Genomic DNA, 25,131 nt, shown 5'->3' with positions numbered 1-25,131 from the left:
GCTATCATCGCCAGCCTTTGTTGATACCAGTTCGCAATTTGCGCTGAAGCGGCCCAAGCCATGATTAAACAACGCACACTGAAAAATATTATCCGTGCCACAGGTGTAGGCCTGCACTCCGGGGAGAAGGTCTACCTGACCCTCAAGCCTGCGCCTGTCGACACTGGCATTGTGTTTTGTCGCGCTGACCTCGACCCTGTGGTGCAGATTCCTGCCCGCGCGGAAAACGTCGGTGAAACCACTATGTCGACCACGCTGATCAATGGCGACGTCAAAGTGGACACGGTAGAGCACTTGCTCTCGGCCATGGCTGGCCTGGGCATCGATAACGCCTACGTCGAGCTCTCCGCGTCCGAAGTCCCGATCATGGATGGCAGCGCTGGACCCTTCGTTTTCCTGATTCAATCGGCAGGCCTGGAAGAACAGGACGCCGCCAAGAAATTCATCCGCATCCTGCGTGAAGTGACAGTGGAAGACGGCGACAAGCGCGCCACTTTCGTCCCTTTCGAAGGGTTCAAGGTGAGCTTCGAGATCGATTTCGATCACCCGGTTTTCCGGGACCGCACCCAAAGTGCAAGCGTGGATTTTTCCAGCACTTCGTTCGTAAAAGAAGTCAGCCGCGCCCGTACTTTCGGTTTCATGAGTGACATCGAGTACCTGCGCAAGCACAACCTCGCACTCGGCGGCAGCGTTGAAAACGCTATTGTGGTCGACGCCGATGGCGTACTGAACGAAGACGGCCTTCGTTATGAAGACGAATTCGTGAAGCACAAGATTCTCGATGCAATTGGTGACCTCTACCTGCTGGGCAATAGCCTGATTGGTGAGTTCAAGGGCTTCAAGTCCGGCCACGCACTGAACAACCAGCTGCTGCGCAAGTTGATTGAGCAGACAGATGCCTGGGAAGTCGTGACGTTCGAAGACGCCAGCACTGCACCGATCTCTTACATGCGTCCGGTTGCGGCCGTGTAAGCAAAAAATCTCTCTAGTTTTTAAAGGCTACCTTCGGGTGGCCTTTTTTTATCCTGATTTCTATGGTGGCAGTGAAGGCCTCTTCGCGAGCAAGCCCGCTCCCACAGGGAAACGCGGTCAACTGTGGGAGCGGGCTTGCTCGCGAAGAGGCCAGTCGATTCAGCATAGAATTCAACTGGCACAAACAACCCGGTTACGCCCCCCTTCCTTGGCCTGATACAACGCCTTGTCCGCACTGAACAGCAATTGCTCAAGGCTGATATCGCTGGCCGCTGTCCAGGTGGCAATGCCGATACTCACGCTCATCGGCGGCTCACCGGTGTCCACCAGTGGCAGTTTTTGCACCGCCTCGCGGATATGTTCGGCGATCTGCTGCGCGCCTTCACTGCCAGTTTCGGCCAGGACCACTGAAAACTCTTCACCACCATAGCGAGCCACCAGGTCCGCCGGGCGATGGACATTGGCGCGAATGACCTCGGCCAATGCCCGCAAGGCTTCGTCGCCGGCCTGATGCCCGTGCCGGTCATTGAAGGCCTTGAAGTGATCGGCATCGATCATCAGCAACGACAACGGCTTGCCACTGCGCTGCGCGCGAAACCATTCATGGCGCAGGGTCTGATCAAGGGATCGACGGTTGGCCACGCCGGTCAAGGCATCGGTGGCCGCCAGCTGCGCCAATTCCTGCTCGGCATATTGGCGCCGTCGCAGCTCGCGGCAGAGCATCCAGGTCAGCCACAACAGGCCGATGCACAAAACCCCTGTTGCACCACTGATCGCATAGGCCGTGCGGTTCCAGGTGGCGAACACTTCGTCGATGGAAAGGGCCACGATGACGGTCAGCGGCAGATTGCCGACCCGGGTAAAGGTGTACAGGCGCCGTTGATGGTCGACACTCGACACGCTTTCAAAGGTGCCACTGCGCTCTCGCAGCATGCGTACGACGTTGGGGCGGCTGGAGAAGCTTTTGCCGATGACGTTTTGTTCCCGGTACGGCTTCTGCGCCAGGAGAACCCCGTCATCATTGATGATGCCCAGCGTACTGCCGTTGCCGATGTCGAGGCTGTTGAACAGCTGGTCGAAGTAGCTCATGCGCATCGACGCCACCGCGACCCCCAGGAATTCACCCGTGGGCGAGGAAATGCGCCGACTGAAACTGATACGCCATTCGTCGCTGTCATCGCAGTCGCAGCGCGGCTTGAACGGTCGGCTGATAAACATGCCGGAGTCGCGATTGAAGGTATGGGCCAGGAAATAATCGCGGTCAGCGAAGTTGCCCGGTTTCGGTTCGATCAATGATGAGTCGGCCAGCACGTCGCCGTGCTTGTCCAGCAGCAGGATGTCGCCCTTGTAGCGCGCGGTGGTAGAGCGGTCGAACAGCACCAGATGACGGATCTGCGGAGAAACCTGTTTCAGGTCGTCCCGTTGGGCGGCGGCAATCAGGCCCTGCAAGGTCAAGTCATAGAGCTCGACCGTGCGCAGGACATCGGCATCGATCAGTTGCGCGATGGTGGTCGCGCTACGTGTGGCGGTCTGCTGGGCATTGGCGTGTTCGCGGATCAGCAGGAAAGTGACGATGCACAGGATTGAAATGACTGTCAGGGTGCTGCCGACGATCACCATGATCTCGGGTCGCCCGGGCGGGCCTTGAAAATGTGCGGTACGGCTTGCGATCATAGGGCTGACGTCTGCTAAAGGGACGCTGTAAGCGTAGTTGCATAAACGCAGCAGCCGAGTGAATCGTTCCTGTTGCTCGTGCGATTGATCAATGGCGTGGGCGTCAGTGACTTTCGTTGCAGAAATTGCAATGAAGGTCGAGTCGCCACTATAAAAAAAGCCGCTGACAGCAGCGGCTTTGAAGACAACTTTTCAAAGGGAAGAGCCGATGAAAAGTGTCGAGGGAAACGGGAGTGATCGGTGCAGATCAGCTGTCTTTCTCGACCCGTGGCTGGGCCTGGATGCTGGATGCTTGCGGGGCTTGGGCGTCTTGCACAGCTTTGGCTGTCATCTCGATCCGATGCTCTTCGAACGTTGCAGCGCGTGCGGCGTTATGCGCAACGAAAGTCTGCGATTCTTCCGCCATCGCCAACGGCGACAGGAACAAAGAGGACAAAACGAAAGCGCTGGCAATACCCATACTGTTGGACATCTTTAAAACCTTCTTGCTTGGCAAGTGCTGTTTGGTGCGGGCAAAGATAAGGATCTTGGGGGAGGGGAAAAAGAGTGGATTCATGAAAGGACTGTTGCGGTTATGGCAATAGTGGGTTGGCCGCCTATATGTGTTCAACCCAAATCCAATGTGGGAGCGAGCCTGCTCGCGATAGCAGCACCTCGGTCCTTGAGTTGCACCGCGTTGCCTGCATCGCGAGCAGGCTCGCTCCCACAAAGGAAGAAGAGGATCAGGCAGGAAGATGAATGCCGAACGTATTCATCCCATGGTCGCTGCGCACAAACACATCCCCACCATGCATCAACGCAATCGCCTTGACGATGGCCAGCCCCAGACCGTGATTGTGGCCGCTGTTGCTGCGTGACGCATCGACCCGGTAGAAGCGTTCGAACAGGCGCGGCAGATGTTCGCTGGCAATCGGCGAGCCGGGGTTGGCGACGCCGATGCTGACTTGATGCTCCTGGACTTCGATCCGCACTTGAATCACCTGCCCGGGCGCGGTGTGCTGCACCGCGTTATTCAACAAGTTGATCAACGCCCGGCGCAGATGGGCGATCTCGATCCGCACTTGCGCGTCACCACTGACCTCAACCTGGACCTGAGCGTCCTCGAGAATGAAATCCAGATACTCCAGGGTCGTGGCTACTTCATCCGCCAGCGACGTGGACGTCAGTTTGGTCGCCTTGCTGCCCTGATCGGCGCTGGCGAGGAACAGCATGTCGTTGATGATCGAACGCAGTCGCTCAAGCTCTTCGAGGTTCGATTGCAGCACTTCGAAGTAATGCTCGGCGGAGCGCCCGCGGGTCAATGCGACCTGGGTCTGGCCGATCAGGTTGGTCAATGGCGAGCGCAGTTCGTGGGCGACATCGGCGTTGAATGACTCAAGGCGCGAGTAGGCCTGCTCGACCCGTTCCAGGGTCGAGTTGAACGAGCTGACGAATTGATCAAGCTCCGGCGGCAACGGCGACAGGCGCAAGCGCCCTGAGCGCAATGGCGGGGCCAGGCGCTGGGCTTCCTGGGACAGTTTGATCAGCGGCTTGAGCCCGATCCGCGCCACCCAATAACCCAGTGCCGAGGCCAGCAGCACGCCGACAATCGCCAAGCTGATCAGCGCGACCAGCAGGTGATGCTGGGTATGGAAAAACGTTTCGGTGTCGATGGCGATCATGAAGCGCAGCGCTGGGCGCTGATCCTTGGCCGGGAATTCGCTGACCAGCACTTTCAGCGGATACGGGTGCTCCGGCAGATGCATGTCGCGCGTGCCCAGGGGCCCTTGGGCAAAGGCGCGGATCTGCGGTGTCAGGTTGCCGTATTCGTAGTGTGGATCGCCGCTGATGATCCAGAAACTGATGCGTTTGTCTTCTTCGCTCAGCAGGTTGAGCTTGTTGTTGATCTTCACCCAGTGCTCGGGCGTGCCGTAACGGCCGACCGTGGATTCGAGCACGCTGTAGCGCGCATCCAGTTCGGCTTCGGGCAGCAGGCCCAGGCCCTTGTCGACCTGCTGGTACAGCGCCCAACCGATCAACAGAAAGACCAGAAGCGCCACCAGTGTGAACATGCCGCTCAGGCGCAGCGCAATGGAATTACTGGACACCACGGCTCTCCAGCACATAACCCATACCGCGAATGGTGTGCAGCAATTTTTCTTCGAACGGCCCGTCGAGCTTGGCCCGCAGGCGTTTGATCGCGACTTCGACGACGTTGGCGTCGCTGTCGAAATTGATGTCCCAGACCATCTCGGCAATGGCGGTTTTCGAGAGGATTTCGCCCTGACGCCGGGCCAGCACGCTGAGCAGCGAGAACTCCTTGGCGGTCAGGTCCAGACGTGTACCGGCGCGGGTGGCCTTGCGGCTGATCAAATCTATCCACAGGTCAGCGATACTCACCTGCACCGGTTCATGGCCGCCGCTACGGCGGGTCAGCGCTTGCAGGCGTGCCACCAGTTCAAGGAAGGAAAACGGTTTGCCCAGATAGTCATCGGCGCCTTCACGCAGGCCCTTGATGCGATCTTCCACACGCTCGCGGGCGGTGAGCATGATCACCGGGGTTTGCTTGCGCGCACGCAGGGCGCGCAACACACCGAAGCCGTCGAGGCCCGGTAGCATCACGTCGAGGACGATCACCGCGTAGTCGCTCTCCAGCGCCAGATGCAGGCCTTCCACACCATCGCGGGCCAGATCCACGGTGAAACCCTGTTCCGTCAGGCCGCGATGCAGATAGTCCGCGGTTTTTTCTTCGTCTTCGATAATCAGAACGCGCATGACCCCGCCTCAGTCTGTGGTCGCCAGCACCGGTTCTGGCGCAGGTTTAGGTCGATGGAATAGCCGCTCAAGCCACAAGTATATGACCGGCGTGGTGAACAGCGTCAGCGCCTGGCTCACCAGCAAGCCGCCGACCACGGCGATCCCCAAGGGCTGGCGCAACTCGGCGCCGGTGCCGTAACCGAGCATCAGCGGCAGGGCGCCGAGCAGGGCGGCAAGGGTGGTCATGATGATCGGCCGGAACCGCGTGATGCAGGCCTTGAAGATCGCTTCCTCTGGCGACAGTCCGCCATTGCGCTGCGCTTCGAGGGCGAAGTCGATCATCAGGATGCCGTTTTTCTTGACGATACCGATCAACAACACCAGCCCGATCAAGGCCATGATCGAAAAGTCCTGACCGCAGATCCACAGCATGATCACTGCGCCGAGGCCCGCCGAAGGCAAGGTGGAAATGATCGTCAGCGGGTGCACGAAGCTCTCGTAGAGCACGCCGAGGATGATGTACACCGCCAACAGCGCCGCCAGGATCAGCCACGGCTGGCTGGCCAGCGAACTCTGGAACGCCTGGGCCGCGCCCTGGAAGTTGCCGCTGATGGCGGTCGGCATGCCGATGTCGGCCTTGGCCTGGTTGAGCATGATCACCGCATCGCCCAACGCCACGCCGGGGGCCAGGTTGAACGACAGGTTGGCGGCGGGAAACATCCCGTCATGGGCGATGGACAGCGGGCCGATGGTCGGCGCATCGAACCTGGCCAGGGCCGACAGCGGCACCATTTCCCCGCTCAGGGGCGAGCGCAGGTAGAAATAGTTGAGGCTTTCGGCCTTGCCGCGCTGTTTGGTGTCCAGTTCCAGGATCACATTGTATTGGTTGACCTGAGTCTGGAATTCGTTGATCTGGCGCTGACCGAACGCATCGTACAGCGCCTCGTCGACGTCGCTGGCGGTCAGGCCGAAACGGGCTGCCGCGCTGCGGTCGATGCTGATATGGGTGATGCTGCCGCCCAGTTGCAGGTCGTTGGAAATGTCGCGGAAGGCCGGGTTGGCGCGCAGTTTTTCCGTCAGGCGCTGGGTCCAGGTGCTGAGGGTAGCGCCGTCGTTGCTCTTGAGCACGTATTGGTACTGGGCGCGGCTCGGGCCGGAGCTGAGGTTGATGTCTTGCCCTGCACGCAGGTACAGGACGATTCCCGGGACTTTCATCAGTTGCGGGCGAATCCGGTCGATGAACTGGCTGGCCGAGACATCGCGATCCCCGCGTTTTTTCAGGGTGATCCAGAAGCGGCCGTTGGCAATGGTCTGGTTGCTGCCCGAGACGCCGACGGAATGTGAAAACGTTTCGACTGCGGGATCGGCAGCGACGATTTCGGCCATCGCCAGGTGTTTTTTCACCATGTCGCCATAGGAAATATCGGCAGCAGCTTCGGTGGTGCCGAAGACGAAACCGGTGTCCTGTATCGGGAAGAAACCTTTAGGAATGAAGATGTAACCGGCGACGGCCAGAGCCAGCGATAAAGCGAACACACCGATCATCGCTTTCTGGTGGGCGAGGGCGCGGCGCAGGCCTTTTTCGTACCACGCCAACAGGCGTTCACCGAAGCCCGGTTTGTCGTGGGCGCGATGCACCGGCGCGCGCATGAACAGCGCTGCCAGCGTTGGCGCCAAGGTCAGCGAGACCACCACCGAAATCATGATGGTCGAGGTGGCGGTCAGGGCGAACTCCTTGAACAGCCGGCCGACTACACCGCCCATGAACAGCAGCGGAATGAACGCCGCCACCAGCGAGAAACTGATCGAAACCACGGTAAATCCGATCTCGCCAGCGCCTTTGATCGCCGCCTCGCGCATGCCGTCACCGGCCTCGAGATGCCGGTGGATGTTCTCCACCACCACGATCGCATCGTCCACCACAAAGCCCACGGCGACCACGATCGCCACCAGGGTCAGGTTGTTCAGGCTGAAGCCCATCACATACATCAGCGCGAAACTGGCGATCAGTGACACGCCGAGCACTGCCGACACGATCAGCGTGGCCGACAGTTGGCGCAGGAACAGCGCCATCACCGCCACCACCAGCATGATTGCAATCAGCAGGGTGATTTCCACTTCATGCAGCGAGGCACGGATGGTCTGGGTGCGGTCGATCAGCGTCTTGACTTGCACCGAGGCGGGGAGCATCGCTTCCAGTGCCGGCAAGGCGGCCTGAATGCGGTCCACGGTCTCGACGATGTTGGCGCCTGGTTGACGGAAGATCACCAGGTTGACCCCCGGTTGCGAGCCCGCCCAAGCCTGGATGTAGGCATCTTCCGAACCGTTGACGACTTTGGCGACATCGCGCAGATGAACCGGTGCACCGTCCTTGTAGGAAACAATTAGCTGGCTGTAGTCCTCCGGGTGGAACAACTGGTCGTTGGTGGACAGGGTCGAGATGCTCGACTCCCCGTACAGCGCACCCTTGGCCAGGTTGAGGCTGGTCTGCTGGATCGCCAGGCGGATGTCCGCGAGGGTCAGGCCGATGGCCGCGAGCTTGTCCGCCGAAACCTGGACGCGAATCGCCGGACGCTGCTGACCGGTGATGACGACCTGGCCTACACCGTCGACCTGACTGAGCTGACGGGACAACAGGGTTTCCGTCAGGTCGCTGAGCTCAGGGCCTGGCATCAGCGACGAGTTGACGCTGAGGATCAGCACCGGGCTGTCGGCCGGGTTGACCTTGCGCCAGGTCGGCAGGTTCGGCATGTCCTTGGGCAGTTTGCCCGCGGCGGTGTTGATCGCGGCCTGCACTTCCTGGGCCGCGGTGTCGATGCTTTTATCGAGGGTGAATTGCAGGGTCAGGATGGTCGAGCCGAGGGCGCTGCTCGATGTCATCTGGGTCACGCCGGGAATCGCGCTGAATTGCACTTCCAGGGGGGTAGCCACCGAGGAAGCCATGGTTTCCGGGCTGGCGCCGGGCAGTTGCGCGGCCACCTGGATGGTCGGGAATTCTGCCTCCGGCAACGGCGCTACCGGCAGGCGCGGAAACGCGATGACACCCAGCAGCACCAAGGCGAACGTCAGCAGGACCGTGGCCACCGGGTGGTCGATGCACCAGGCTGAAACCGAACCATGGCCCTTCATTGCGCCGCCTCCGATCGCACCACTTGAGGCGGCTCGGTCAGCACTTGCACAGTAGCGCCGGGCTTGAGCCGCGACTGACCATCGCTGACCAGTACATCACCCGGCTTCACACCCTTGATGATGTCCTGGCCGCTGCCTTGATAAACCATCTGCACCTGCACGGCTTCGACCTTGTCGCCATTGACCCGGTACACGAAGTGCTGGTCGAGGCCGCGTTGTACGACTGTCGGCGGCACCACCAGCGCATCTTTATCCAGGGCTGTCTGAATCTTTACCGTCACCAGCAGACCCGGCCAGAGCTTCTGCCTCGGATTATCGAACTCGGCCTTGGCGCGGATGGTGCCGGTGCTGGCGTTGATCTGGTTGTCGATCAGGGTCAGGTGGCCCTCGCCGAGCAGGTTGCCGGTTTCGCCGTCGGTGTCGGCACCGATGTAGGCCTTGACCCGGGCGTGCTGTGGGTCGTTGATCAGGCCTTGCAGGGTCGGCAGCATTTGCTGCGGCAGGGAGAATTCCACGGCGATCGGGTCGATCTGGGTCACCGTGAACAGGCCCTTGGTGTCGGTCATGCGCAGGAAGTTGCCTTCGTCGACGGTACGAATGCCGACACGACCGCTGACCGGGGAGCGAATTTGTGTGTAGGAAAGCTGTACCTCGGCGGAGTCAATCGAGGCCTGGTTACCTTGGGCGGTGGCCTTGAGCTGGTTGACCAGGGCTTGTTGCTGGTCGTAAGTCTGCTTGGACACGCCGTCGTCGACACTCAACAGCTTGTAGCGCTTGAGGTTGACCAGCGCCACTTGCAGTTGTGCCTGGCTTTCGCCCAGTTGTGCCCGGGCCTGGTCGAGGCTGGCGCGGATCGACCGGTCGTCGATGGTGGCCAGCAGGTCGTCTTTTTTTACCAGTTGGCCTTCTTTGACCATGATTTTGGTGAGAATGCCGTCGATTTGCGGGCGGACCACGACGCTGTGCAGGGACAACACCGAGCCGATGCCACTGACGTAGCGCGGCACGTCTTTTTCGGCGACGGCGACTACGCGCACGGGGATGGCGGTGGGGGTGGCGAGTTTGGCCTTGGCCGGTTTGTTGGCGTACCACAGGCCCAGCGCTGCCAGGACGATCAGAAGGGCGACGAGCAGGGCGGATTTTTTCTGGATTCGCATGCGAGTGGGGCGCCGGGGCTGGGTAGACGGTTGGTATTTTCCTTTATAAACCTGTTTGCCGGTCAGGAGGGTGACGGCTAACTGACGGCGCTGTCAGTTTGTGGGACTTGGCGGCCTCTGGGCCGACCATGTTGTGGGTGACCGTGTACATATCCGTTGCTTCGGTAACGGCGACTTAGGGTTTCGCCCTGACGGCGACTCACTTTTTTTAACAAGCGCCTCAAAAAAAGTAAGCAAAAAAAGCGCTCGCCCCGAACGTCCGGCCCCTCGCTGGGGCTCGGTGTTCCTTCGCTCCGGCATTCATCCGGGGGCATTGCCCTCCGGTCTGCTTCGCGACGACCTACATGCAATGAGTTCGACTGCGTCGAACGGCGCTGCGCGCCAATCCCCGGATGAACGCCTCCACTCAGCCTTCCGAGGGGGCGGGTGGATCAAGATCAAGAGCTGCAGGCGAGCTAACGCTCGGCCTGATGAGTGGTAAGAAGCGGCGGGTGTACGCCGATCTGTTTTTGCTCTTCTGTGGGAGCGGGCTTGCCCGCGAAGGCGGCGTGACAGCCAGCCAATTTCTGGCAGATTTATGCAAATCCAACTGTGGGAGCGAGCCTGCTCGCGAAAGCGGTGTATCTGCACACAGAGATGTTGAATGTGAGAGCGCCATCGCGAGCAGGCTCGCTCCCACAATGAATCAATCTGATGTGAGCCGGGTTCGGGCATCCATCAGTTCGCCACCCGAACCCCACCCAGACTTCCGCTCAATTCATACGCCGCCAATTCCGCCTGATGCGCCGCCAGCAATTCCGGCAACGATCCACGCAAATACTCGACCCATGTCTTGATCTTCGCATCCAGGTACTGGCGCGACGGGTAGATCGCATACAGGTTCAGTTCCTGGGAGCGGTAGTTGGGCATCACGCGCACCAGCGTGCCGTTGCGCAGGCCTTCTATTGCGGCGTACAGCGGTAGGACGCCAACGCCCATGCCGCTGATGATCGCGGATTTCATCGCGTCGGCGGAATTCACCAGGAACGGTGAGCTGTTGATGGTGACCATTTCCTGGCCATCAGGACCGTCGAAGGCCCATTTCTCCAGCGGAATCACCGGGCTGACCAGGCGCAGGCAGGCGTGGTTGAGCAGGTCGCTGGGTTTTTGTGCGCAGCCGTTGGTTTTGACGTAGGCCGGCGAGGCGCAAACGATGCTGTAGGTGATGCCCAGGCGCTGGGAGACGAAACCCGAATCCGGCAGTTCGCTGGCGAGGACGATGGACACGTCGTAACCCTCGTCGAGCAGGTCCGGTACGCGGTTGGCCATGGTCAGGTCGAAGGTCACGTCCGGGTGGGTCTTGCGGTAGCGGGCGATGGCGTCGATCACGAAGTGCTGGCCGATGCCGGTCATGGTGTGCACTTTCAGTTGTCCGGCCGGGCGTGCGTGGGCGTCGCTGGCTTCGGCCTCGGCTTCTTCGACGTAGGCCAGGATCTGTTCGCAGCGCAACAGGTAGCGCTTGCCGGCTTCGGTCAGGGCGATGCGACGGGTTGTTCGGTTGAGCAGGCGGGTTTGCAGGTGGGCTTCCAGGTTGGAGACCGCGCGCGAGACGTTGGCCGTGGTGGTGTCCAGTTGCACGGCGGCGGCGGTGAAGCTGCCGGCTTCGGCCACGTAACTGAAGGCGCGCATGTTTTGCAAAGTGTCCATGGGGTGCTCTCTAGGCGAATGGCAAATTGTGACACGAAGTTTCTGTTTATTTACAGGCGACTAAAGATCGACCAAGGGATTATCTCGTTAACGGTAACAAAGATTCACAGGAATCCCAGCTTATCGCCTTTCAGGCCGCCCCATAGAATTGCGCAACTCGCAAAACTCCCCACCTCAGGAAATCGCAGCAGTGCCGCGTCGCATCAGCAGAGCGCTTCAGCCGCTCAGTGTTTTGGCTTTAACCCTGGCAATCAGCGGCTGCATCGGAACCGGAGGTATTGCCCCGCAGGGCAAGGCGCTGGAGGCCAATTCACTGGCCACCGACGAGGCAATCCAGAGCGCCGCGCAAGAGGCGCACTGGCCCACCGCGCAATGGTGGCAAGCCTATGGCGACCCGCAACTGAACCGCTGGATCGACCTCGCCCTGCAAGGCAGCCCGACCCTGGCCATGGCCGCCGCCCGGGTGCGTCAGGCCCGGTCCATGGCCGGCGTGGCTGAAGCGGCCGAGTCGCTGCAGATCAATGGCGAATCCACCCTCAAGCGTCACAACTGGCCTACCGACCAGTTCTATGGCCCCGGCGAGCTGGCCAACAGCACCACCTGGGACAATAACGCGGCGCTGGGTTTCAGCTATGCCCTTGATCTCTGGGGTCGCGAAAACAATGCCACCGAGCGCGCCGTGGACATGGCGCACATGAGCGTTGCCGAAGCGCGTCAGGCCCAGCTCGAATTGCAGGACAACATCGTACGGGTCTACATCGAGTTGTCGTTGCATTACGCCCAGCGGGACATCGTCGAGGCGACCCTGAAGCAACAACAGCAGATTTTCGAGCTGGCGCAAAAGCGTCTGGATGGTGGCATCGGCACCCATTTCGAAGTCAGCCAGGCCGAGACGCCGCTGCCGGAAACCCATCGCCAGATCGACGCCCTCGACGAAGAAATCGCCTTGAGCCGTAACCAACTCGCCGCTCTCGCCGGCAAGGGCCCGGGGGAGGGCGCGCAGTTGCAGCGGCCAACGCTGTCACTGGGTGCGCCGCTGAAACTGCCGTCGTCGTTGCCGGCGCAATTGCTCGGCCAACGCCCGGACGTGGTCGCCAGCCGCTGGCAAGTGGCGGCGCAGGCGCGGGGCATCGATGTCGCCCATGCCGGTTTCTACCCGAACGTCGATCTGGTCGGCAGCCTCGGCTACATGGCCACCGGCGGCGGGGCCCTGGAGTTCTTGACCGGCAAGAAACTCAACTACAGCGTGGGTCCGGCGATTTCGTTGCCGATCTTCGATGGCGGACGCTTGCGTGCGGAGTTGGGTGAAGCCTCGGCGGGTTATGACATCGCCGTGGCCAAGTACAACCAAACCCTGGTCAACGCGCTGAAAAACATCTCCGACCAGTTGATCCGCCGCGAGTCCATGGACAAGCAGCAGGCTTTCGCCGCCGAGTCGGTGGCCACGGCGCAGAAGACCTACGACATCGCGATGATTGCCTACCAGCGTGGCCTGACCGATTACCTCAACGTGCTCAATGCCCAGACCTTGTTGTTCAAGCAGCAGCAAGTGCAGCAGCAGGTTCAGGCGGCGCGTTTGAGTGCCCATGCCGAGTTGGTGACGGCACTCGGCGGTGGTTTGGGCGCGGGCAACGATGTGCCGAAAGATAGCCAGACCCAGGCACCGAAAACCCCGAGCCTTTTGCGTTGAACACAAAACCTGTGGGAGCGGCGGTGCGGCGATCCGGCTTGCTCGCGAAGGCGGTGTGTCTGACGACACTTTTGTTGCCTGACACTCCCTCTTCGCGAGCAAGCTCGCTCCCACAGGTTCCGAGTTTTGGCTGATTTTTCACTGAGCAGGATTTGATGACTCCCTTGCCCGCACCCTTGCGCTGGCTGTACTCCCTGGAATGGCGTCGGGGTTTCTTCGACTGGTCACGCAGTGACGGCGTGACCTGGGTCTACATCTTCAAGGTGCTGTTCGCGGCATTCCTGACGCTGTGGCTGGCCATGCGCCTGGAGCTACCGCAACCGCGCACGGCGATGATCACCGTGTTCATCGTCATGCAGCCGCAAAGCGGCCAGGTGTTCGCCAAGAGTTTCTATCGTTTTCTCGGCACTCTGGCCGGGTCGGCGGTGATGGTCGCGCTGATCGCCCTGTTTGCGCAGAACACTGAACTGTTCCTCGGTTCGCTGGCGATCTGGGTGGGTATCTGCACGGCCGGCGCCACCCGCTGCCGCAACTTTCGTGCCTACGGTTTCGTACTCGCCGGATACACCGCGGCGATGGTCGGCTTGCCCGCGCTGGCCCACCCGGACGGCGCGTTCATGGCGGCGGTCTGGCGGGTGCTGGAAATCTCGTTGGGCATTCTCTGTTCGACCCTGATCAGCGCTGCAATCCTGCCGCAAACCGCCAGCGCCGCCATGCGCAACGCCCTGTATCAGCGCTTCGGCGTGTTTGCCCAGTTCGTCACCGACGGCTTGCGTGGCCGCAGTCAACGCGAGGCGTTCGAGGCCGGCAATGTGCGCTTCATTGCCGAGGCAGTCGGACTCGAAGGGCTGCGCAGCGTCACCGTGTTCGAAGACCCGCACATGCGTCGGCGCAATGGCCGCCTCAGCCGCCTGAACAGTGAGTTCATGGGCATCACCACGCGCTTCAATGCCCTGCATCAGTTGCTCGAACGCTTGCGCAGCAACAATACGGATCATGCCGTGGCGGCGATAAAACCGGGCTTGCAAGACCTCGCCGAATTACTCGACGGCTTCAGTGGCCGTGCGCTGACCAGCGCCGATGCGGAGCGTCTGGTTACGGCGCTGAGCGCCTACAAGGCAGGGTTGCCGGCGCGGGTGCGCAGCCTGCGGGCGATCTTTCAGGAGAGCGAACCGAGCGACGACGAACTGCTGGACTTCCACACGGCGTACGAACTGCTCTATCGCTTCGTCGACGACCTGCACAGTTATGCACAGACCCACGCCTCCCTGGCCGATCACAGTCACGAACGGGAGCGCTGGGACGAGCCGTTCACTCCGCAAACCAACTGGATGGCGGCGGCTGCATCGGGGATACGCGCAGCGTTCATTCTGGTGGTATTGGGCAGCTATTGGGTGGCAACCGCCTGGCCGAGCGGCGCGACCATGACCCTGATTGCCGCCGCGACCGTGGGCCTGTCCGCCGCCACCCCGAACCCCAAGCGCATGGCCTTTCAGATGGCGTGCGGGACATTGCTCGGGGCGCTGATCGGCTTCGTCGAGATGTTTTTCATTTTCCCGTGGATCGACGGATTTCCGTTGCTGTGCGTGATGCTCGCCCCGGTGATCGTACTCGGCTCGTTCCTGACCTCGCGACCGCAATACGTCGGCGTCGGCCTGGGCTTGCTGATCTTCTTCAGCACCGGTTCGGTGCCGGACAACCTCACGGTCTACAACCCCTACACCTTCATCAACGACTACATCGCCATGGTGCTGGGCATGCTGGTGTGCGCAGCGGCCGGTGCGATCATTCTGCCGCCCAACAGCCGCTGGCTGTGGCGTCGGCTGGAGCAGGATTTGCGCGGTCAGGTGGTGTACGCCATCAGCGGCAAGCTCAAGGGGTTGGCGTCGAGTTTCGAAAGCCGCACCCGCGATCTGGTGCATCAGGCCTACGGCTTCGCGGCGGGCCAACCGCAAGTGCAGCGGGACTTGCTGCGCTGGATGTTCGTGGTGCTGGAAGTCGGTCACTCGATCATCGAGTTGCGCAAGGAGCAGGCGATTCTGCCGGTGCATCCGGCCTATGCCGAATCCCAGCCATGGCGCCAGGCGATCCGGGTGATGGGTCGTGCGCTGGTGCGGCTGTTCCTGCAACCGAACAGCAGCAACCTCGAACGCGCGCTGATTGCCGTCGATCACGCGATCAGCCGTGTGCAGTCCACCGACGAACCCTTCGCCCCGCACTTCGATACCTCGGCGTTGCGCCGGGTGAAGAGCTACCTGCACTTCATCCGCACCTCGCTGCTCGATCCGCAATCACCGCTGGCTGCCTTCGCAAACAGCCAGCCCCAAGGACTTGCACATGCCTCGTGAAATCGCCTTCCACGGCGTGTACATGCCGACCATGACCCTGATGTTTTTCATCGCGGCGGCGCTTGCCTGGGCGCTGGACCGGTTCCTGTCCGGGTTCGACCTGTACCGTTTTTTCTGGCACCCGGCGTTGCTGCGCCTGAGCCTGTTTACCTGTCTGTTCGGCGCCATGGCGCTGACTGTCTACCGTTGACTCTCTATCTCTGAAGAATGCCCCGATGAAAAAGTTTTTCAGTCTGCTCGCGACCTTGCTGGTGCTGGCCCTCGCGCTGTGGATCGGCCGCTCCTTGTGGGAGCACTACATGAACACGCCATGGACCCGCGACGGCCGCGTGCGCGCCGACATCATCAACGTCGCCGCCGACGTCACCGGTGAAGTGGTGGACGTGCCGGTGCGTGACAACCAACTGGTGAAGAAGGGCGACTTGCTGATGCAGATCGATCCCGAGCACTACCGTCTGGCAGTCAAGCAGGCGCAAAGTCTGGTGGCATCACGCAAGGCGACCTGGGAGATGCGCAAGGTCAACGCCCATCGTCGCGCCGATATGGACAACCTGGTGATCTCCCGGGAAAACCGTGACGACGCCAGTAACCTCGCCGACTCGGCCCTGGCCGATTACCAGCAGGCCCAGGCGCAACTGGAAGCCGCCGAACTCAACCTCAAGCGTACTGAAGTGCGTGCGGCGGTGGATGGCTATGTGACCAACCTCAACGTGCATCGTGGCGACTACGCGCGCATCGGCGAGGCGAAAATGGCCGTGGTCGACATGAACTCGTTCTGGGTCTACGGCTTCTTCGAAGAAACCAAACTGCCCCATGTGCGCGTCGGTGATAAGGCCGACATGCAACTGATGAGCGGCGAAGTACTCAAGGGCCACGTGGAAAGCATCTCGCGTGGCATCTACGACCGCGACAACCCGGAGAGCCGCGAACTGATCGCCGATGTGAACCCGACGTTCAACTGGGTGCGTTTGGCGCAGCGGGTGCCGGTGCGGATTCACATCGATGAGGTGCCGGAGGGTGTGCTGTTGGCGGCGGGGATTACTTGTACGGTGGTGGTGAAGCAAGGTGATGGTGCATAACCGATAGACCGAGTCGCCTGCTTCGCGAGCAGGCTCGCTCCCACATTTGATCTTCAGTGACCGATGAATTTATGTAGGACACAAATCCAGTGTGGGAGCGAGCCTGCTCGCGATGGGGGTGGCTCGGTCCACATTTCACTCCTTGCAAAACGTCTCATGCAAATGCCGCCAGATCACCCGGCCATCGGCTTGCTTCTCGAACACAACCGTCGAGCGACGATCCGAGTGCAGCCCGGTCGCATCGGTCTGTTGCTCACGGTAACTCACGGTCGCGCCACCGTCGTACAGCGCTATCCCGCGTAACTCGCTGAGCTCGATGCGGAACCCGAGCTTCTTGCCGCCTGCCAGCGTGAACAATTCGCTCAGCGCGTCAAAATCCAGCACCCGACCGAGTGGTGAGACCATGGAGAACTGCGGCGAAAAACGTGTCAGCAGTTTTTCGAGTTCGGACGCGTCGCGTTCTTCGGCCAGCCATTGTTCGATGGCCACGTGGGCCTGGATCACTTCGTCGAAGTATTCGGTGTAGTCGGTCATTTTATTTCCTGAAATTCTGTGGTGCCTGTTCTGACGCCTTCGCGGGCAAGCCCGCTCCCACAGGATTAGCGCCATTTCAAAATCTGCGCATGACCTGTGGGAGCGGGCTTGCCCGCGAAGAACGATGACGCGGTTTCAGAGCTGCCCACGCAACCCGAACCGCTTCATCAGCCCGGATTCGAGCAAACCCTTGGGCAATAAACTTGCCATCAGCGGCAACGCACGACTGCCATTGCCCAGGCGCACCAGTCGCGCAGGTTTGCTCTGCTGCACAGCCTTGAGCAAACCGGCGGCAAACTCATTGGCCGGGGTCGGGTTGTCCTGAGAGGCTTTGGCCCGGGCACGTATGCCTTCGCGCAACGGAAACCATGGCGACTGTTCGCTGATCAGTTGCTCGGCTTCGTGCCCGGCATTCCTGGCGAAGCTGGAAGCGATGGCTCCCGGCTGGACTTCCATCACCCGCACGCCGAACGGCGCCAGTTCCATGCGCAAGGCATCGCTCAAGGCGTGCACGGCGGCTTTCGAGGCGCAGTAGGCGCCGGCGAATGGCGTGACCAGTACGCCGGACACGCTACCGATATTCACCACCAGCCCTTTGGCCCGACGCAGCACCGGGAACAAGGCGCGGGTGACGCCGACGATGGCGAACACGTTGGTTTCGAACTGGCGTTGCATGGCCGGTACACCACCATCGAGCAACGGCCCCATGGCGCCATAGCCCGCGTTGTTGATCAGCACATCGAGGCCGCCGGTTTGTTGGTTGATTCGCTCGCTCAAGGCTTCGAGTGCCGCGGTGTCGTTGACATCCAGTTGCACGGCGGTGAAACCCGCAGCGGTGAGTGCCGCGACATCTTCGGCCTTGCGGGCACTGGCCCAGACTTCATAGCCGGCGACCTTGAACGCATCGGCGAGGGCGCGGCCAATGCCGCTGGAGCAACCGGTAATCAACGCAACGGGCATGGCGCATTCCTTGTGCAAAAAATGGGGAAGGGATCAGTCGGAAAAACTACCCTGCAATCGCTCGGCGCGAAACTCCAGGGTTTCCGGACGGTAGCCAGGGCGCAATGGCGGCAGCGGCAAACAGTCTTCCCAGTTGCCTCCGGCCTGCAATTCGCCGGGGCCACGATAGCGCGGGGCGGAGTATTGATTGTCGGCCAGGTTCACCGTATCGCCCGGTGCATAAGCCGCGACCCGCCAGCGCAGCTCAGTCAGCGGCACGTCATTGCCGTTGTTGAGGGTCAATTGCAATGGGCGGTCGGCGGGACACTGCTGCGGTGCGTAACTGATGCGCAACTCCAGGCGTTGCAGTTGCTTGAGCTCGTGCTGGTCCATCCAGATGACCCAAGTGGCGACGATACCCAGCCCCACGGCAGCCGCCAGGGATACGGGCAAGGCCTTGGCTGGATAGCGCAGCAACAGGATCAGCCAGGTGATGACCAGCAGGGCGCCGATGAACATGACGTAAATCTCGGGAATAGAGAGGGTCATCCTACCTAAGCGCAGGTGGGGTTGGCGATGGGCGGGGCGTGGCGATGGTACAGAAGTCCGTCTGTCGGCCCTGTAATTTCTGACAGTAGCCAGGCACTTGATCGACAGGCTTAGATGAGGGGAGTGATTCCGGAGCGGCTACCGTGCCAGCAACCCTTTCAATCCACCGCCACACCCCGAGCCTGACCACAAGTGACCCTCGGGGGTTGCCAGTCCGCGCCGTGGGTTACTGGCGTGACATCGACGGCGTGCCGCCTCAGGCACGGGTCAACCGCACGGCCCATGATTGGGCAGGGCGCGCGGTTGCGCAGTGGGACCCGCGGTTGTTTCTGGACGCTTCGGCACCGCCTAATTTGCAAACGGTTTACGCCTTGTCCGGCGCGGTGTTGAGTACCAACAGCGTCGATGCCGGGTGGCGTGTGGCGCTGTCGGGTGAGGCGGGGCAGCCGCTCCATCACTGGGATGGCCGGGGTTCCCGGCGCTGGATGCAGTATGACGAGCAGTTGCGTCCGCTGGCGGTGTTCGAGCAGGCGGTGGACGGCGAAGCGGTTTGCACGGAACGCTTGAGTTACGGTGCGAGCGATCCGACTTTTGCCGAGCACAACCAATGCGGCCAACTGATTCGCCATGATGACCCGGCGGGCACGCAGCGGTTTACCGAGTTCGGCTTGCACGGCGCGGCAGTGGAGCAGGCGCGGCATTTTCTGCAAGCGTTGACGCTACCGGATTGGCCCGAGCCGGTAGCCGATCGCGAATTGCTGCGGGAGCCGGGCGAAGGCGCGATCACCCGATCGCACATCAACGCATTGGGCGAGGTCTCCCATCAAACCGATGCCAAGGGGCACCGCCAGTTATTCCATCAAACCCTCGACGGCCAGTTGCGCGAAGTGCGCCTGCAACTCAACGGCGTACCCACCCCGAAAACGCTACTCAGCGCCATCACCTACAACGCCCACGGCCAGACCGAACGGGAAGTCGCCGGCAACGACGTGATCACCACGCTGGAATACGACGCGCAGAATGGCCGACTGACCCGCCTCCAGGCGCAACGCGGCAACGAAGCCCTGCAAGACCTGCGCTATGCCTACGATCCGGTGGGCAACGTGCTGAGCATCGAGGATGCCGCGCAGCCGATTCGCTACTTCGCCAACCAGCGCATCGAACCGGTCAATCGCTACGCCTACGACAGCCTGTCGCAACTGATCGAAGCCACCGGCTGGGAAGCGGGCGGTGCCAATAAAGGCCCACAGTTTTCGACGTTTGATGATCCCGCGCCCCGCGCCAATTACCGCCAGACCTATCACTACGATACGGGCAGTAATCTGTTGGAACTGACCCACGAAGGTCCGCAAAGTCATGGACATCGAATGGTCGCGGCGGCGCACAGCAACCGTTGCCTGCCGGTGCTGGAAGGTGTGGAGCCGGGTGAGGACGACTTCCGCCGAGGCTTCGACGGCAACGGTAACTTACTCAACCTGCAACCGGGACAAACCCTGGGTTGGGACCTGCGCAACCAGCTGGGCGAAGTGCGGCCGGTGGTGCGCGATTCCGGGCTCGATGACCGCGAACGTTATGTCTACGGCGCCGACGGCATGCGCCTGCGCAAAGTCCGTGAGGCCCACACCAATGCCCGGACGCTGATCGCTGAAACCCGTTATCTGCCGAACCTGGAACTGCGCCACCACAGCGGCACGGGCGAAGTACTGCAGGTGATCAGCGTGCAGGCCGGGCGCAGCAGCGTACGGGTGTTGCATTGGGACTCAGCGCCGCCGAAGGACAGCGCCGATGATCAATACCGCTACCACCTGACTGATCATCTGGGCTCCTGCACCCTGGAACTCGACGGAGACGGAGAAGTGATCAGCCAGGAGCGTTATCACCCGTACGGCACCACTGCCTGGTTCGCCGGGCGCGGGGAGGTGGAGGCGAGTTACAGAACGGTGCGTTATTCGGGGAAAGAGCGGGATGCGACGGGGCTTTATTACTATGGGTTCAGGTATTACGTGGCGGGGTGGCAGCGGTGGTTGAATCCGGATCCGGCGGGGGATGTAGATGGGTTAAATTTCTTTGCATTCGTAAGGAACAGTCCATTGCAGTTTGTGGATCCCGATGGGTTGGATCCTATTGATATTTCAAACCCGACAAAGGAACAACGCAAGAAAGTTGGGCTTGACGCAAAACGGTCTAGTGTTGGGAAGACGATGTACGAAAACAAAGTCAGTTGGCACGAGGATCTTAAGCTTAAAAAGCCAAATAAAACGGTTCACTCGGTAGGGGCCCGTGAGTGGAGTAATTTACAGTTGGCGGATAACGCTAATTATTTTACAAAGGCGATGTTTCCGAAGGGCTCCCCAAACCAATTAGTTGACTTGTGGAGAACTCGAGAAGAGCAGCTGCTTACTCAACTGACAGAAGCACGCGCTGAGGGGGGGATGGCAGCCGCACGCATCGGTGTCGGTAACTGCGGCGAGCACGCGCGTATGAGTTTCAATTTACTCGCCAGTGCGAAACGAACTGATCCAATTGCTCTTGTTAAGGCTGATAGAAACGATCATATGTTTGTCGCTATTGGTGATCACCGTGAAGTCAGCCTAGAGAAAATTGTATTCTCAGATCCATGGGTTACCTTTCCTCAGGCGCATTTAGGTGCGCATGGTTCCTATGCAATCGGAGCTGTCACAGAGTGGGCTCCCGTGGGGATCAGTGGTCCTGCGTACCAAGTGGACGACAACATACTAGCTCGCAGTGAGTCATTTAATTATCCCGTAAAGTCAGGGACAAAGAAAAGTGAGGACTCTGCGTTTTTGGAAATCGATGAAAAAAAAGGGATCTATAGTGAGTGGTTTTCTCTCAGGAGTGATTTGGTTGGGCTTGATTACACATGGGCAGTTAGTGGAAATTTTGCAACTTTTGAAAAATCCTATGTAAAGGATCGATTGGATCATTATCGACGTTACTTGAAAGTTGAGCAGCGACTGAGTCAGAGCACTTTTAATTGAGGCTTGCAGAGGTTTTCTTGAAATGAAAAAGCCCCGGAGGCGCGAGCCTTCAGGGCTTTTTCATATGTTTTCACCCAACTCTTTGCGGATAGGGAGCGCATTGGGCTGGGTGAATGGCTACGGATTACTGCGCGATAGTCTTCACCGCAACCCCACGCTCAACCGGCGTCGAGCGCCCGTAGATATCTTCAAACCGCTCGATATCGTCCTCACCCAGATAGCTCCCCGACTGCACCTCGATGATCTCCAACGGGATCTTCCCCGGGTTACGCAGGCGATGTACCGAAGCGATCGGAATGTAGGTCGACTGGTTCTCGGTCAGCAGGAACACGTTTTCATCACAGGTTACCTCAGCGGTGCCGCTGACCACGATCCAGTGCTCGGCGCGGTGGTGGTGCATCTGCAGCGACAGGCACGCGCCCGGTTTGACCGAGATGTGCTTGACCTGGAAGCGCCCGCCCATGTCCACCGAGTCGTAGGAGCCCCACGGACGGTAGACCTCGCAGTGGTTCTGGGTTTCAGTGCGGCCCTGTTCGTTGAGGGTGTTGACCATCTGTTTCACGCCTTGGACCTTGTCCTTGTGGGCGATCATCATGGCGTCCTTGGTTTCGACCACGACGATGTTTTCCAGGCCGATCACCGACACCAGTTTGCCGTTGCCGTGGATCATGCAGTTTTTGCTGTCCTGGATCACCACGTCGCCTTTGGTGACGTTGCCGTTGGCGTCTTTTGCATTGACTTCCCACAGCGACGACCAGCAGCCGACATCGCTCCAGCCCGCGGTCAGCGGCACGACGCAGGCGCGTTGGGTTTTTTCCATCACCGAGTAGTCGATGGAATTGTCCGGGCAGCAGGCGAAGGTGGCTTCGTCGAAGGTGATGGTGTCGGCATCCTGCTGGCTGCGTTCCAGGGTCAGCAGGCAGGTGTCGTAGATGTCCGGATCGTGCTTTTTCAGCTCTTCGAGGAAGCGACTGGCGCGGAACAGGAACATGCCGCTGTTCCAGAAGTAGCCGCCGGACTGGACGAACTCGGTGGCGCGCTTCACGTCGGGTTTTTCGACGAAGTGCGAGACACGGCTGACGCCTTCAGGCAGCAGCGAGTCGTTGGTCGACTTGATGTAGCCATAACCGGTTTCCGGCTTGGTGGCCGGCACGCCGAACAGCACCATTTCACCGTTTTCGGCGGCGACGGTGGCCAGGGCCAGGGCGCGCTGCAGGGCTTTCTGGTCTTCCAGCACGTGGTCGGCCGGCAGCACCAGCATCAGCTCGTCGCGACCTTCACTGACCAGCATCATCGCAGTCAGGGCCACGGCCGGCGCGGTGTTGCGACCGAACGGTTCCATCAGGATGCGTTGGGTTTCCAGTTTGCGCGCCGCCAATTGCTCGTTGACGATGAAGCGGTGGTCCTTGTTGCAGACCACGATTGGCGAATCCATGCCTTCGAACACCAGGCGTTCCAGGGTTTGCTGGAACAGGGTGTGTTCGCCGGTCAGGGCCAGGAACTGCTTAGGGAATTGTTTGCGGGAAAGCGGCCAAAGACGTGAGCCACTACCACCTGACAAGATCACCGGAATCATGTTGTTACTCCTTGAATATCGATTGGTTAGAGCTACTGCGTTCTGTCGTTTCACTCTTGTTTTTGTCTCGTGTCCGGATTGACGCTGCGGTCCCCTGTAGGAGCGAGCCTGCTCGCGATGACGGTGTGTCAGTCGACATCAATATTGGATGTCAGTCCGCTATCGCGAGCAGGCTCGCTCCCACAAGGGGAGCTGCGTCAATCAGGCAAAATTTATTAGCGCGTCGACACCGGGCGTTTCACCCAGACCGGCGACAGGCTGCTGCCGCTGCCGGTGACGTACAGCACCGCGGCTTCACCGCGTTCCAGAGCGACCGGTTTCACGTCGCCGACTTTGGTGGTGCCGTCGTACAAGGCCAGGCTGACCTTCACCGGGTTGATTTCACGCTCGCCGCGACCCTTGGGTGCAACGTTCGGGACTACGTCGGTCTTGCCGTCGGCGGTCTTCAGGGTCAGCGCCTTGTCGCTGAGGTTTTGCACGCGTACCAGGGACTTCTGCTTGTTCTTGAATGGCGGCTCTTCGATCAGTTGCGGTGCGCCGCTGGCGTTGTTGACCAGGGTGTAATAGTGGTCGCCGGCCAGTTTCACCGGCAGGCTCTGGCTACCGACCTTGGCGCTGTAGTCGCCGCCCGGCATGAAGCTGAAGTCACTGCTCGACAGTGGCGCGACATCGCTCAGGTTGGTGCTGCCGACGGTGGCGCTGACTTCGGCGTTGCTAGCGTTGTAGATGCGCACGAAGGTCGAGCCTTTCGGCGCGACCGGGCCGTACAGGGCGGCGTCGCCTGCGGCGAAAGCCTGTACCGACAGCACGCTGAGGCCGGCAACCAGGGCAAAGCTTTTAGCGAGACGACGAGGAGTTGTAGTGAAAGTCATGGTGTACCTCTCTTTCAGTTTTGCGCCCGGTCGGGCGTCTCGGATTTAGTGTTTGCAGCTACGTTTTGTTGGCGGGCGCCGGCTTGTTTAAGCTCTGCGACCCACTGCGGGTCGGCGTCGCCGATTTCGTTGTTCACGGGCAGATATCGTTCAGGGAACTCCCAGATCAGCACCTGTGGCGGGCTGTTCTTGAAGGCATCGCTTTTGAGATAGCTGAGCATCGGCTGAATCGGGCCGTGGCCGTCTTCGGCGTAATTGACCACGTCGCTGTTCAGCGCTTGCTTGAGCGCACCGACGAAGTTCCAGGTGGGGTTGGCGCTGTAGCTGGTGCCGATCAGGGCCACCGGCACTTCGGTGTTGGCGAACAGCGCGTCGTCGCCGGCGGGCTGGTCTTCAGCCGCGACCGTATTGCGCTTCTGCAATTGCTCCTGTTTAGGCATCAGGTTTTCGAACAGCGGGTCCAGTGGCAGGAACAGACGCAGGTCGCCCTTGTGCGTAATGGTTTCCGCAGGTTCAGTGACGAAACGCTGCGGCTCGCCGCTCAGCGGGTACTTGTCGGCAATGGTCCTGGCCAGACGGTTGGCGGCGATCTCGGCGCCTTGCGGCGTCCAGTGGGTGTCGGTGCGCAGGAACACTTGCTGGCCATTCTGCTTGGCCTGTTGCAGCGGGCCGAGCAGGTCAGGGGCCGGAATCCGGTCGGCGGCCAGGCGCTGGTGGAAGTCCTTGTAGAGGTTGGCGTGGATGCTCGCCGGTTTCACTTCACCGAGGTGTTCCGGGTACAGGCGCACCTTGGCTGGCACCACTGCCATCACCAGTTGCACGCCTTTTTCCTTCAAGGTCTGGCGTACGCCTTCGACCAGCGCGTAGTTGCCTTGCAGGTTCAGCTCTTCGTTGACCACCGGGTGGAACTCTTCATCGCTGTACAACCACTGGTCGCGACCGAGCACCACGCCCGGACGACCTTCGTTGAACAGTTTGAAATCCAGTGCGGCCCAGAGGTTGGTGCCCAGGCGCTTGATCGGGAACTCGTCGTCGTAGTGCGTTTCCACGGCTTTGCTCCAGCGGCCGTTGAGCACCGTCGCATCGGCGTTGGTGCTGAAGCCGAAGAAGCTGCGCACCGACCACAGACCGAGCACCAGCAGGGTCACCAGGAACAGCGCGATGTAGAAGATGCGTAATGAGCGGGTCATG

At 60.5% G+C, this 25,131-nt stretch carries 19 protein-coding genes; 6 read left to right on the top strand and 13 right to left on the bottom strand.

Going from position 1 to position 25,131, the window contains the following annotated elements:
• Nucleotides 1-60 precede the first annotated feature (60 nt).
• Complete coding sequence (gene lpxC, locus AC3IT9_RS24130) at nt 61-972, top strand: UDP-3-O-acyl-N-acetylglucosamine deacetylase (RefSeq protein ID WP_007916984.1); 912 nt, start codon at nt 61-63, stop codon at nt 970-972.
• A gap of 171 nt (nt 973-1,143) precedes the next feature.
• Here the strand turns inward: lpxC and AC3IT9_RS24125 are convergent, their stop codons facing one another.
• The 7 genes from AC3IT9_RS24125 to AC3IT9_RS24095 all read right to left on the bottom strand — a co-directional run bounded on the left by AC3IT9_RS24125 (nt 1,144) and on the right by AC3IT9_RS24095 (nt 11,354).
• Nucleotides 1,144-2,646, bottom strand: a complete 1,503-nt coding sequence (locus AC3IT9_RS24125) for a sensor domain-containing diguanylate cyclase (RefSeq protein ID WP_489271186.1) — start codon at nt 2,644-2,646, stop codon at nt 1,144-1,146.
• A gap of 247 nt (nt 2,647-2,893) precedes the next feature.
• Nucleotides 2,894-3,118, bottom strand: coding sequence for a hypothetical protein (locus AC3IT9_RS24120; RefSeq protein WP_150727948.1), 225 nt, complete (start codon nt 3,116-3,118; stop codon nt 2,894-2,896).
• 250 nt (nt 3,119-3,368) lie between these two features.
• Nucleotides 3,369-4,733 carry a heavy metal sensor histidine kinase gene (locus tag AC3IT9_RS24115; protein ID WP_489271185.1) on the bottom strand — a complete coding sequence of 455 codons (1,365 nt, stop codon included), beginning with the start codon at nt 4,731-4,733 and terminating at the stop codon, nt 3,369-3,371.
• Nucleotides 4,723-5,400 (bottom strand): heavy metal response regulator transcription factor, encoded by a 678-nt coding sequence (locus AC3IT9_RS24110; protein WP_056726212.1) that lies wholly within the window; start codon nt 5,398-5,400, stop codon nt 4,723-4,725. Before AC3IT9_RS24110 ends, AC3IT9_RS24115 begins: the two co-directional genes overlap by 11 nt.
• A 9-nt stretch (nt 5,401-5,409) precedes the next feature.
• Nucleotides 5,410-8,511: a multidrug efflux RND transporter permease subunit gene (locus AC3IT9_RS24105; RefSeq protein WP_489271184.1), complete on the bottom strand. Its 3,102-nt coding sequence runs from the start codon at nt 8,509-8,511 to the stop codon at nt 5,410-5,412.
• A complete protein-coding gene (locus AC3IT9_RS24100) occupies nt 8,508-9,668 on the bottom strand; it encodes an efflux RND transporter periplasmic adaptor subunit (protein ID WP_489271183.1) in 1,161 nt (386 codons plus the stop codon). Before AC3IT9_RS24100 ends, AC3IT9_RS24105 begins: the two co-directional genes overlap by 4 nt.
• Nucleotides 9,669-10,385: 717 nt before the next feature.
• Nucleotides 10,386-11,354, bottom strand: coding sequence for a LysR family transcriptional regulator (locus AC3IT9_RS24095; protein ID WP_008050110.1), 969 nt, complete (start codon nt 11,352-11,354; stop codon nt 10,386-10,388).
• 190 nt (nt 11,355-11,544) lie between these two features.
• Between AC3IT9_RS24095 and AC3IT9_RS24090 the strand changes: the two genes are divergently transcribed.
• The 4 genes from AC3IT9_RS24090 (at nt 11,545) to AC3IT9_RS24075 (ending at nt 16,471) form a co-directional block, all read left to right on the top strand.
• A complete protein-coding gene (locus AC3IT9_RS24090) occupies nt 11,545-13,044 on the top strand; it encodes an efflux transporter outer membrane subunit (RefSeq protein ID WP_489271182.1) in 1,500 nt (499 codons plus the stop codon).
• Between the two features lie 155 nt (nt 13,045-13,199).
• Nucleotides 13,200-15,392 carry an FUSC family protein gene (locus tag AC3IT9_RS24085; protein WP_489271181.1) on the top strand — a complete coding sequence of 731 codons (2,193 nt, stop codon included), beginning with the start codon at nt 13,200-13,202 and terminating at the stop codon, nt 15,390-15,392.
• Entirely contained in the window at nt 15,382-15,582 is a 201-nt protein-coding gene (locus AC3IT9_RS24080; RefSeq protein ID WP_015096751.1) for a DUF1656 domain-containing protein, read from the top strand. Before AC3IT9_RS24085 ends, AC3IT9_RS24080 begins: the two co-directional genes overlap by 11 nt.
• 25 nt (nt 15,583-15,607) lie before the next feature.
• Nucleotides 15,608-16,471 carry an efflux RND transporter periplasmic adaptor subunit gene (locus AC3IT9_RS24075; protein WP_057395860.1) on the top strand — a complete coding sequence of 288 codons (864 nt, stop codon included), beginning with the start codon at nt 15,608-15,610 and terminating at the stop codon, nt 16,469-16,471.
• A gap of 135 nt (nt 16,472-16,606) precedes the next feature.
• Here the strand turns inward: AC3IT9_RS24075 and AC3IT9_RS24070 are convergent, their stop codons facing one another.
• From AC3IT9_RS24070 to AC3IT9_RS24060, 3 genes are all read right to left on the bottom strand, one after another.
• Complete coding sequence (locus AC3IT9_RS24070; protein WP_223447771.1) at nt 16,607-17,005, bottom strand: DUF4440 domain-containing protein; 399 nt, start codon at nt 17,003-17,005, stop codon at nt 16,607-16,609.
• A gap of 135 nt (nt 17,006-17,140) precedes the next feature.
• Nucleotides 17,141-17,965 (bottom strand): SDR family oxidoreductase, encoded by an 825-nt coding sequence (locus AC3IT9_RS24065; RefSeq protein WP_489271180.1) that lies wholly within the window; start codon nt 17,963-17,965, stop codon nt 17,141-17,143.
• A gap of 33 nt (nt 17,966-17,998) precedes the next feature.
• Nucleotides 17,999-18,463, bottom strand: coding sequence for a multidrug transporter (locus AC3IT9_RS24060; protein WP_150754563.1), 465 nt, complete (start codon nt 18,461-18,463; stop codon nt 17,999-18,001).
• Nucleotides 18,464-18,714: 251 nt separating this feature from the next.
• Between AC3IT9_RS24060 and AC3IT9_RS24055 the strand changes: the two genes are divergently transcribed.
• Complete coding sequence (locus AC3IT9_RS24055) at nt 18,715-21,492, top strand: RHS repeat domain-containing protein (RefSeq protein ID WP_489271179.1); 2,778 nt, start codon at nt 18,715-18,717, stop codon at nt 21,490-21,492.
• A 124-nt stretch (nt 21,493-21,616) separates the two neighbouring features.
• Here AC3IT9_RS24055 and AC3IT9_RS24050 read toward each other — a convergent pair whose 3' ends face one another.
• From AC3IT9_RS24050 to AC3IT9_RS24040, 3 genes are all read right to left on the bottom strand, one after another.
• Nucleotides 21,617-23,068 carry a mannose-1-phosphate guanylyltransferase/mannose-6-phosphate isomerase gene (locus AC3IT9_RS24050; RefSeq protein ID WP_150754554.1) on the bottom strand — a complete coding sequence of 484 codons (1,452 nt, stop codon included), beginning with the start codon at nt 23,066-23,068 and terminating at the stop codon, nt 21,617-21,619.
• 215 nt (nt 23,069-23,283) lie between these two features.
• Nucleotides 23,284-23,940: an alginate O-acetyltransferase AlgF gene (locus AC3IT9_RS24045; protein WP_151213846.1), complete on the bottom strand. Its 657-nt coding sequence runs from the start codon at nt 23,938-23,940 to the stop codon at nt 23,284-23,286.
• A gap of 14 nt (nt 23,941-23,954) precedes the next feature.
• A complete protein-coding gene (locus AC3IT9_RS24040) occupies nt 23,955-25,130 on the bottom strand; it encodes an alginate O-acetyltransferase (RefSeq protein ID WP_150726843.1) in 1,176 nt (391 codons plus the stop codon).
• Nucleotide 25,131: the final 1 nt, after the last annotated feature.

It is taken from the genome of Pseudomonas sp. KH_046_1, assembly GCF_057839025.1.
This window is presented reverse-complemented; position numbering and strand designations above follow the sequence as displayed.